Genomic DNA, 1,457 nt, shown 5'->3' on the forward strand with positions numbered 1-1,457 from the left:
CCGGGCAGTCCGGTCGCAGCGCTGACGTCTTCGACCCCAGCACCGGGGGTGTTCAGGCGACGGTGCCGATGGCCGGCCGGGCCGACATCGATGCCGCGGTGGTATCGGCCGTCGAGGCCCAAAAGGGTTGGGCTGCAACAAATCCCCAGCGGCGCGCGCGGGTGATGATGCGCTTCATCGAGCTGGTCAACAAGCACAACGACGAGCTGGCCGAACTGCTGTCCCGCGAGCACGGCAAGACACTGGCCGACGCCAAGGGCGACATCCAGCGCGGCATCGAGGTCATCGAGTTCTGCATCGGCATCCCGCACCTGCTCAAGGGCGAATACAGCGAGGGCGCCGGCCCGGGCATCGACGTCTACTCGCTGCGCCAGCCCCTGGGCGTGGTCGCCGGCATCACCCCGTTCAACTTCCCGGCGATGATCCCGCTGTGGAAGGCCGGCCCGGCGCTGGCCTGTGGCAACGCGTTCGTGCTCAAGCCCAGCGAGCGGGACCCCTCGGTGCCGGTGCGGCTGGCCGAGCTCTTTGTGGAGGCGGGCCTGCCGCCCGGGGTGTTCCAGGTGGTGCACGGCGACAAAGAGGCCGTCGATGCCATCCTGAACCACCCCGACATCCAGGCGGTCGGGTTCGTCGGCAGCTCCGAGATCGCCCAGTACATCTACGCCGGGGCCGCGGCCACCGGCAAGCGTGCGCAGTGCTTCGGCGGCGCCAAGAACCACATGATCGTGATGCCCGACGCCGACCTGGATCAGGCCGTCGACGCCCTGATCGGGGCCGGCTACGGCAGCGCCGGCGAGCGCTGCATGGCGATCAGCGTGGCGGTCCCGGTCGGTGACCAGACCGCCGACCGGCTGCGCGCCCGGCTGATCGAGCGGGTCAACAACCTGCGCGTCGGACACAGCCTGGACCCCAAGGCCGACTACGGCCCGCTGGTGACCGAGGCCGCCGTGGCGCGGGTGCGCGACTACATCGCCCAGGGCGTGGACGCGGGAGCCGAACTGGTCATCGACGGCCGCGAACGCGCCAGCGACGACCTGGCTTTCGGTGACGCCAACCTCGAAGGCGGCTTCTTCATCGGCCCCACCCTGTTCGACCACGTCACCCCGGACATGTCGATCTACACCGACGAGATCTTCGGGCCGGTGCTGTGCATCGTGCGCGCGCACGACTACGAGGAGGCGCTGCGGCTGCCGTCCGAGCACGAATACGGCAACGGCGTGGCGGTGTTCACCCGCGACGGCGACGCCGCCCGCGACTTCGTCGCCCGCGTGCAGGTCGGCATGGTCGGTGTCAACGTGCCGATCCCGGTGCCGGTGGCCTACCACACCTTCGGCGGCTGGAAGCGTTCGGGCTTCGGCGATCTCAACCAGCACGGCCCCTCGTCGATCACCTTCTACACCAAGACCAAAACCGTGACGTCGCGGTGGCCGTCCGGCATCAAGGACGGCGCCGAATTC

1 protein-coding gene is annotated in these 1,457 nt (G+C 69.5%); it reads left to right on the forward strand.

Annotated features, from left to right (window positions below):
• Nucleotides 1-1,457 (forward strand): CoA-acylating methylmalonate-semialdehyde dehydrogenase (locus tag B8W69_RS29395; RefSeq protein ID WP_085293143.1); only part of this gene is annotated, 1,457 nt, incomplete at both ends.

Origin of the sequence: Mycolicibacterium vulneris, from assembly GCF_002104765.1 — a bacterium.
Classification (GTDB): Bacteria; Actinomycetota; Actinomycetes; order Mycobacteriales; family Mycobacteriaceae; genus Mycobacterium; species Mycobacterium vulneris.